The 8,669-nt window shown below is 69.8% G+C and carries 9 protein-coding genes; 3 read left to right on the top strand and 6 right to left on the bottom strand.

The window, feature by feature from the left end:
* Positions 1–948, bottom strand: a 948-nt coding sequence (locus tag ACWC2B_RS36080; RefSeq protein WP_450724256.1) for a hypothetical protein, incomplete at its 3' end; no start/stop codon positions are given.
* 396 nt (positions 949–1,344) lie between these two features.
* Between ACWC2B_RS36080 and ACWC2B_RS36075 the strand changes: the two genes are divergently transcribed.
* From ACWC2B_RS36075 to ACWC2B_RS36065, 3 genes are all read left to right on the top strand, one after another.
* Entirely contained in the window at positions 1,345–2,379 is a 1,035-nt protein-coding gene (locus tag ACWC2B_RS36075) for a terpene synthase family protein (RefSeq protein WP_450724254.1), read from the top strand.
* Positions 2,380–2,820: 441 nt separating this feature from the next.
* On the top strand, positions 2,821–3,228 hold the full coding sequence (locus ACWC2B_RS36070; protein WP_450724252.1) for a hypothetical protein: 408 nt from the start codon (positions 2,821–2,823) through the stop codon (positions 3,226–3,228).
* 41 nt (positions 3,229–3,269) lie between these two features.
* Entirely contained in the window at positions 3,270–3,923 is a 654-nt protein-coding gene (locus ACWC2B_RS36065; protein WP_450724250.1) for a hypothetical protein, read from the top strand.
* A 911-nt stretch (positions 3,924–4,834) separates the two neighbouring features.
* Here the strand turns inward: ACWC2B_RS36065 and ACWC2B_RS36060 are convergent.
* The 5 genes from ACWC2B_RS36060 to ACWC2B_RS36040 all read right to left on the bottom strand — a co-directional run bounded on the left by ACWC2B_RS36060 (position 4,835) and on the right by ACWC2B_RS36040 (position 8,615).
* Positions 4,835–5,041 carry a hypothetical protein gene (locus tag ACWC2B_RS36060; RefSeq protein WP_450724248.1) on the bottom strand — a complete coding sequence of 69 codons (207 nt, stop codon included), beginning with the start codon at positions 5,039–5,041 and terminating at the stop codon, positions 4,835–4,837.
* A gap of 202 nt (positions 5,042–5,243) precedes the next feature.
* On the bottom strand, positions 5,244–5,429 hold the full coding sequence (locus ACWC2B_RS36055) for a hypothetical protein (protein WP_450724246.1): 186 nt from the start codon (positions 5,427–5,429) through the stop codon (positions 5,244–5,246).
* An 89-nt stretch (positions 5,430–5,518) separates the two neighbouring features.
* The gene (locus ACWC2B_RS36050; RefSeq protein ID WP_450724244.1) at positions 5,519–5,767 is read right to left on the bottom strand and encodes a hypothetical protein; all 249 of its coding nucleotides are present in this window, start codon (positions 5,765–5,767) and stop codon (positions 5,519–5,521) included.
* A complete protein-coding gene (locus ACWC2B_RS36045; RefSeq protein ID WP_450724242.1) occupies positions 5,767–7,044 on the bottom strand; it encodes an AAA family ATPase in 1,278 nt (425 codons plus the stop codon). Before ACWC2B_RS36045 ends, ACWC2B_RS36050 begins: the two co-directional genes overlap by 1 nt.
* A complete protein-coding gene (locus tag ACWC2B_RS36040) occupies positions 7,041–8,615 on the bottom strand; it encodes an integrase catalytic domain-containing protein (RefSeq protein ID WP_450724260.1) in 1,575 nt (524 codons plus the stop codon). Before ACWC2B_RS36040 ends, ACWC2B_RS36045 begins: the two co-directional genes overlap by 4 nt.
* Between the last annotated feature and the right edge of the window lie 54 nt (positions 8,616–8,669).

Here is an 8,669-nt window from a genome sequence, read left to right as displayed (position 1 = left end):
GACCGAGTCGAAGGTCATCAGGATGCGCAGGCTGGCGAGGGCCTGGTTGAGGGCCTTCTTCAGCTCCGCGAACCAGGCGGCACTGCTCTGGTCGGCCTCCCAGGCGATGATTGTCGTCGCCAGGAAGTCCTTGAAGGTGCCGTCGAAGAGGACCTTGTTGTCGGTGGGGAAAGTGAACGTCTCGCCCTTGTGGACGTCCTGGAACTCCTTGGAGTGGAACGTCTTGCCCGTGTCGCGGCCGGCGCTGGTGGCGGCGGTCCAGTAGATCTCGTCGTCACTCCACCACTGGTCCCCCACCTCCCGGTGAACGTAGAAGCTCTCCAGCTCCAGCTTCACCCGGAACTCCTGCGCCGCCGCGGGACCGGCCACCCCCGGTTCGCCCGGCACCTCCCCCTCCGGCGCAGCCGCTCCGTCGGCGGCCGCGGCGGCGGACCCGGACACCGAGGGGCGGGCGGAAGCGGTGACCCCCATTCCCGCCTCCCGCATCGCTTCGAGGAACGCCGGGTCCTCGGGCTGTCCGGTCGCCACCGCATACGGATCCACGACCCGGACGTTGGGACGCGCGAGGGCCGCGCTCACCACGTGCGGAAGGTCACGCCGCAGATCCGCGACCGTGTAGCCCTGGCTCACCGGCAGGTTCCGGATGACCGCGGGCACCAGCTCCGCCTGGCCCCGCGCCACCGACTCGCGGTAGACCCGCCCCCACTCGCGCGCCTCCGTGTCCGGCATGACCGTCTTGAGGACGTCGAGCATCATCCGCTCCAGATCGGAGGGAGTGTGCCCCTGCCTCACCCGGTCCGCTCCGTGCAGCATCACCCCGACCAGCACGTTGCCGTACCCACCGCTTTGCGCCAGCGCCCGCCCGACCCGCGCCTGCGCGCGCGACCCCGACAACAGGGCCCGAACCCGCTCCAGGCGCTCCTGCTCCGTCCACTCCTCATTGGCCATCGAAGTCCCCTTCCACCCATCCACCGGCGACCGGAACGGACACCGCGTCGACGCTAGGACCTCCGGTCTGCACAGATCCCCCGAAGACGGCAATCAGCCAGGAAACAGACCGAAACGGTCTTCTTGAATTCACGTCCACACCGCTGCCCGCCAGCCCTGGGTGAGACACGTGAAGCCCCGGCGCTCCCCGGCCGCCTTACTGCACCGGCCCCACCCGGGCGCTGCCGCTGCGCAACAGCGCCCAGACGCCAGGGGTCCCTGCACACCGGCAGGCCCAGGCACGCAGCCCACCCAGTGGAAACCGGCCACTATCTGACCGACAAGCAGCTTCGTCACGCTGCGGAACCGGGAGACGGTGAACTCCGCATCAGCAGCGGATCATGGCACCATCCGGCCGTGACCAGCTCGTTTCACGGAGGACACGTGCCGCAGGACATCGAATTCCATCTGCCCTTCCCCCGCTCGGTCAGCCCGGACCTGGCAGGCGCCCGGCAGCGCAATCCGGCCTGGGTGCGGCGCATGGGTCTGGTCGGGGAGGGCCGGTCGCTGAAGTGGTACGCGTCGTGGGACATGCCGCTCCTGGCCGCCTACGGCTTCCCCAACGCCACCGGGTGGGCCCTGGACCTGTGCGCGGACGCGATGGCGTTCTTCTTCGTCTTCGACGACCAGTTCGACGGCCCCCTCGGCCAGGACCCCGCCCGCGCCGCGGCCGTCAGCCAGCAGCTGATCGACATCGTGCACGGCGCCGCCCCCGCACCGGGGGCGGACGCGTGCTCGGTCGCGTTCGCCGACCTCTGGGCGCGCTGCACCGACGGCGCGCACCCGGGCTGGGCGGCGCGGACCGCGTACGAGTGGGAGTACTACTTCGCCACCCAGGCCCACGAGGCGATCGGCCGGCTCCGCGGGACGCCCGCCGACATGGAAACGTATCTGCAGGTGCGGCGCGGCATAGCCGGCACCGATCTGCCGCTGTCACTGGGTGAACGGGCCGCCGGCATCACCATCCCCGCCGGCGCCCTCCACAGTCCGCAGCTGCGGATCATGCGGCAGGCCGCCATCGACGTCACGTTCATGTGCAACGACGTCTACTCCCTGGAGAAGGAGGAAGCCCGCGGCGACATGGACAACCTCGTTCTCGTCCTCGAACACACCCAGGGGTACAGCCGTCAGGAAGCGATCGAAGCCGCCCGGCAGGAAGTCGAACAGCGGGTCGAGCGGTTCCGGGAACAGGCCCGCCAGGTCCCGCCCATGTGCCACCAGCTCGGCCTCACCGGCCCGGAGCAGACCGCCGTGACCACGTATGTCGAGATCATGGAAGCCTGGATGAGCGGCTACCACGCCTGGCAGACCCAGACCCGCCGCTACACCAACGCCCTCCAGACCATCCCCACCACCGGACCCGGCTACTTCGACGAAGTCCTGGGAGCGTAGGCCCCGGCCAGGGGGCGCGAGTCCGGCCGCCGGCCGATGAACTCCCCCAGGCTGCCGCGCTGCCGCTCCACCGGGCCCGCCTGAGCGAGCACGCCACGTTCTGTGTCCGAGCCAGCCGCGGTGAGGACGTGGTGCCGGAGTTGGACGACTCCAGCACCTCCACCGTGCCCAGCACTTGGGCGGCGGCCGTGCGGGGCGAGGGGCGGCAGCCTCGCGTCAGGGCGGGCGCCGACAGCCGGCAGCGAAGCAAGGCGGGTCGGCTCACCCCGCTGTCGAGTGCGCCCATCCGGGGCCCGCTCTTGGGCCCGCCCGCCACCGCAGGGGGCGGTTTGCGCCACTATGTCGATTCCCGGCCGTTCCGCTGGGAGTCGTAGACCGGTCACGCTCCGTACTGCAACGCTCTGACCAGGACGGCAACCCGCCGGCCAGCGAGGAGACACCGTGTCTGAGAGCACACCCCACTTCGGCCTGTTTGACATCACCTACGCCGCCTCCTGGTCCCTGGGCCGTGAAGCCTTCGCAACCGAGGCCAAGCCGGAGGACATCGGCACACTGAGCCTGCGCTACCGGAAGAGGCGGCCCGAGATCGTCGTCAGCGGGGGGAGGTACATCCCGGCCAAGCTGGAGGACCCTACCCTCACGCTGGAAGTCGTGGACTGGCGTGACCCCGGGTTTTCGCGCGAAGAACAGTACTGGCGCCTGGAGACAGCCAAGGGCAACCCCGGGCAGACCGCCGACCCGGAACCGCTCACCGCTGATCAAATCGACCCCGCAGAGGTGGCACAGCTGGAGTTGTCCTACCGCGACAGCGTGCCCGCCATCACGGCGAGCGGGGAAAGTACGTTCTGACATGGCTGCCAGTAGTCAACGAAACAGGTGACCTTCTGGCGGTGTACGCGGTCCGCGCGACGGTGGAAGCGGACTACGTCTTCGATGGCTGTCCGTCGTGGGACTACGCAGCGGCCGTAGGGACGACGGAGCTCAGGCTCATCCCGGCGGATCAGGTCAACCCCGAGGACATCGGCACGCTCAGCCTGCGCTACGTGGACCGCAAGCCCCAGCTTGTTGTCAGCGGAGGAGAGTTCATCCCGGCCACACTCACGCTGTCATATCTGGGATCCGAAAGCACCGCAGCGTCGTTGTTCGAAGCCGGAGCCGAACTGTCAGCGCGCTCCGCGGAAGACCTGCTCCTCCTGGACCTGTCTTCACTGAGTATGGAGCTCGAAACGTCGGGTGGCCTAACGACCAAGCACGGCGCCGCGATCGAGGTCAAGCCTGAAGACATCGGCGCTCTCAGCCTGCACTACACGGACAATGTGCCCGTGACCGTCGTCAGCGGTGGAAGGCTCGTCCCTGCACAGGTCCCCGTGGTGGACGCGAAGAACCGGATTCGTGGGGTCTACACGCTGGCCCCGGCACTGGTGGAGTCTGACACCGCACCTACGTCCCCTACCGCACGCAACGTCACCGGCTATGGCGCCTTCGTTGACCTGGGCACGAGCGACGGTCTTCTCCACCTCACTGACATCTCCTGGCCTCGTTGATGTCGGATGGGCGGCCCAGAGCCTGAACGCTCCCGTCGCGGCGGGCACGACTCGGAGTTCACCCCGGCCCCCAGGGGGCAGGGTGCAGACCGGCTGAGGCCGTCACCCTTCCGACGGGAGGCGGCCTTTCCGCATCTTCCTGCCGCGCCAGCACCGCCGAGCGCAGCCATCGCGCGCGCACCAGCGCCACTACGACCTGAAGCAATCCCCCGACCGGTCGGCTGGCACGTCCCCGGCCGGTCACCTCACCCTCGCCCACACACACCAGTCAGCGGCGATGATCAGGCTGTCCCCGACGACCGGAATCCGAATGGTTCGTCGATTGCCTTGCGACCCGAAGGCCGAACCCGCCGCACCTACGGGGCTCAGCAGCCAGGTGAGCGGTGAGCTGGTTCGCGGCAGCCGAATCTGTGCCTTGCACTTCGAGCACCGGCGGGCGGGTGAGCCCCAGTGGCGGCTTCGCGCCACCTTGTCTCTTTCAGCCGTTCCGGCGGGATGTGCCCCCTAGTGATCATCCGTACTGCCACGCTCTGACCAGGTAGGCAGCGTGCCAGCCAGCGAGGTGCCGAGACCGGGGTCAGCGAGGTCGAGGTCCGTGGGCTTCTGTCCGGCCCCGCGAATCAGCGGCCCTTCCGGCATGGCTGCCGGTCGTGGACAGGTCCGGGAACGCTGTCGCCGCCTACACGGCCGGGCCGGTCCCCACCGCACGAAGCGGGGACCCTTCGTTCGTCTTGCACATCTACGACCAGCAGGTCCTCGTATAACGAGCGACTGAGCCGACGCGACGGCGGCGCGGTTGGACGCTTCTCTCGCGTGCCCGCCCCGCTGAGAGCCAGGCCCCCATCACCATGACGGGGGCCTGATTGCTCTCCCTCGGCCGCCGCCGCATCAGAAGCTGTCCCGATGCGCGGTCAGCCGGCCGCCGCAGCGCAGCTCTGCCCGCACCCGGGTACGTCCTGGGCTGTGACGTCCAGGCGCAGCCGCCGGAAGCGGAGCGGGGGGCGGAAGACGCCGCCGCGGTCGATGGACCGGTCGGCGCTGATCTCCGCCACCACCTCCGGGCGCACCAGGACCGCGTCCACGGTGTCGCGGGAGCCCCACGACGCAGCGAAGCGCACCCCGGTCCATGGGTGACCGGGTGCGGCGGCGGTCAAGCCGGAGTGCACGAGACCCCGGGGCCGCGATGGTCCCGGGGTCTCGTGTGTCTGGACGCTGCAACACCGGTGGTGCAACAACGGTCCTGGACGGACTTCAGTTACTGTAACCGCAGGTCAGGGATGCAACGCGGCTCGCGTGTTGCAGCAGCGGCCCGAGGACCGGCTACCGGCGGCGCGGGATAGTCACCTGGACCTCCGCCAGGACGATGCCGTGTGCCGGGTCCCGGTGCACGGGAACGTACAGGCCCCAGTCGGCCTCACCGGCGGTAAACCAGTCTCCGGTCCACGGGGCGTCGTTGGTCTCCAGCACGCGACCGGCGAGCGGGCCACCCGAGAGTCGGACGATCACAGCGGTACCTCCATCCCGGCGGGAACCTCTCCCGCCTTCACCCCTTAGCGGGACTTGGCGGTAGAACGACAGCAGCCGTGGCGCACCGATCAGGGTTGTGCGGGCAGCTGCACCCGAGACGGACCGGCGGGTGGGCGGTCAAGGAGGCTGTCGAAGAAGCCAGCGAGCAGAGGTTGGGCGCGGTCGCGGTCGCGGAGTTCGTCGTGGCCGAACCGGAACACCTCGTAGCCGCGGAATTTCAGGTCGCGGTCGCCGGCCATGGTGACGGCGTACTTCGCGCTGTCGGGCTCGGTGCCGCCGTTGCGGGTGTAGTGCTGCATGCCGTCGACTTCCAGCACTACTCGCCGGGTACCGGGGAGCAGCATGAGGAAGTCCATGCGCAGGTTCTGCATGGCTGTTGGACGACTCTCTGCATGAGCACGTGGGTGGGGGTTCGCGACAGTTGCGGTGGACATGAGTGCTGATCTTGGTGGGCAGTCTGATCTTGCTTCGTGCACGACGACACGGTGTGCAGGTGGGGGCGGTGGCAGACCAAGATCAGGTGGATACCGGTGAGCGTGCGCAGTTGCAGGAGGCGCATCGCGCGGCGGGCGGTGAGGCGGTGGGCGCGCAGGACGATCAGCCGGGTGACGGGAAGAGCAGTGATCCAGGCCGTGGCGGCTTCCCATGCGGGCTGACGGCCACCAGGGAAACGGCCTGGAAGCAGGGGCGGCTTTTCCAGGGCGGCGAGAAGGTCGTGGGCGAGGCCGGTTTCGCTGGTGGTGCCCGGGCTGGGGTGCAAAGTGATCCGGCCGGACGGCGGATGGTGGGCGGCCAGGGCGGTGTACGTGTGAATCACGTGGTCATGGCGGTCGATGACCACGGTGACGGGCGGTCGAGGCGGCTGAAGGCCCAGCGCAGCAGCTCTTGGTCGACGCGTGGGCGGCCGGTGCGGGCCAGGGCGGTGCGGGTGTGGGCGGGTCAGCTGGGCCCAGGCGCGGAAGTTGCCGTGTGCGGCGTGGCTGTCGGCGAAGGTGATGTCGTCGGGGTCGGCGTCGGCCCAGATGGGGTGGAACAGGGGGATGGCTTCGAGGACTTCGCTGGGGGTGAGGCGGGTGAAGTGCTGCCAGATGAAGATCCGGGAGGACAGCATCGGCTCGCGGCGCAGCACGGTGTGGCAGCCCTCCCCGCCGACGAAGATGATCGCCAGCTGGGTGGCCGGTTCGTCCCACAGATAGCGGAAATATTCGAACGCCTCCCCGTTGAGCCACTGGGCCTCATCCACCAGGAAGGTACGAGGGCGTTCAGCCAGAGCGGTCTTCAGTAGACGGTCGAATTCACTGGGGTGGCGCGGCGGTTCACCGGCCAAGTCGAGCGCGGTGAACAACTCGTAGCGCACCGCGCGGGCGGTGGGCCGGGCACGGAAGGTGATCTTGCGGACGTCCTCGTGCGGTTCGAGTCCGCGCAGGCAGGTGTTGACGGCGAGGGTCTTGCCGAAGCCGGCCCCGCCGTGGATGCACATCATGGCCCGCGCGACGACCGTGTCGGCGATGTTCTCCCGGGCGGTGAGCAGGGCGCGGGTGGTGACCACAGACGCATCGGGCAGGTCGACGTACTGGTAGGTGGCCGCGGTCACGAGGCGTCTCCGTCTTCATCGGTGGTGAGAGGTGTAGCCCTCCCGTCGCGGCCGTCCGGGACGGAAGCGCCACCACGGCCGGACGGGTGCAGGATGGGCGGGCCTGGCGTGGTCAGCGCGGCCAGGGAAGCAGGGGTGCGCCAGTCGGCCGGGGGCGCGGCGGGCGGGATGAGGTCCGGCATCGCGAGCTGCGCGAGGTCGGCGTCGGCGGTCTGGGCGAGTTCGGCCTCGGCCTGCGCGGTGGTCAGCGCGCCGAGCCGCTGGAGGGCCTCGGGCTGGTTCACGGCGGCGTAGCGCTCACGCTGGGAGGCCTCCAGGTCCTTCTTCAGGCGGCGGGTGCGGGAGGCCCGCGCTCTTCGTACGGCGCTGATCTGTTCGTCGGTGGCCTGGTCGGCCAGGTCCGCGGGACCGAGGTAGCGGCCGGTGGCCGCGTGGTAGACCTCGATGCGGTGGTCGTGGTGGGGCATGAAACGGATGCCGCGGGTGGTCAGCGTGCGGGTGCCGGCGTCCTCCAGGGTGAACGTCCACAGATCCGCCGCGGGCACGTCCCGCAGCGGGGTGGGATCGTCCTGCCATGCCTCAAGCGGGGTCTTGCCCCGCAAGGGCGCGGGCTGATGTTCGGTGTTCCACCAGAGCGTCCAGTCCAGCAGCCTGCCGGTGAAGTCCTCGAAGCCGAGCAGCACTTCGTCCTTCGGACGGGAAGCCCGTTTGCCGGGACGCGGCTGGCGGGCGTAGCCGGGCAGCGCGGCCAGGAACATGCTCTCCACCGCCCGGTTCAGGCCCTCCACGGTGCCCTTGAGGTGAGGGGTGTAGGCGGGCAGGTCCTCCACCGTCACGTCCAGCAGATCGAACGCCGCGGTCACCGTCCGGGACAGGAAGTCCTTGCCGCGGTCGACCCGTACCTTCTCGGGCAGACCGCCGAACGGACCGTAAGGCTCCTCGCGCAAGACCGCGGAACGCAGCGCGGCCAGCACCGACTCCCGCGACGGATCCCCCGGCGTGACCGCAACGCCGGTGATCGCGTTCGTCGCGCAGTCGGTGAACCAGGTGATCCACGGCCGGCGGGCCCTGCCGTCGACATCGACCAGCACCGGCGCCTGGACGTGATCGGTCTCCCACACGTGGTTGCGCCAGGATCGCGGCCTGGCCAGAAACACATCATGCTTGCGCGCCGCCCGCTCCCCACCCGCAAGCCCCGCCCGCTCCCCCGGCGTCAGATCACGACGGATCGCCCGATGCAGCGTCGTCAGCGACGGCACATCCGGCGGCGGCCCGGCCTGTGTACCGACATCAGCTACTGGGCGCCCGGCAGCGCGGGCAGCGAGCTCACGCTGCACTGCGGCGACATTGCCCTTCCACAGCGCCAGCAGCGCGCGGACCTCCGGTGTGATCGTGAACCTCGTGCCGGTCTGGGCCCGTGCCCCGGGCTCGTCAGCTGCCCGTTCGTCGTGGCCGGCTTCAGCCAGCCACCGCCACACGGTGCGCTCCGACACCCCCAGCGCATCCGCCGCCACCCGGACATGGCCGGTCTTCAGCTCGCCCCGCACCCGCAGAGCGAGCAGCCGACGCACCGCCACACCGCGCAGCGCGTTACGCGACGCTTCCGGAAGCCCGCCCCGCGCGGC

It is taken from the genome of Streptomyces sp. NPDC001415 (assembly GCF_053597395.1).
Note: the sequence above shows the minus strand (reverse complement) of the source record. Positions and strands in the feature narration are given on the sequence as shown.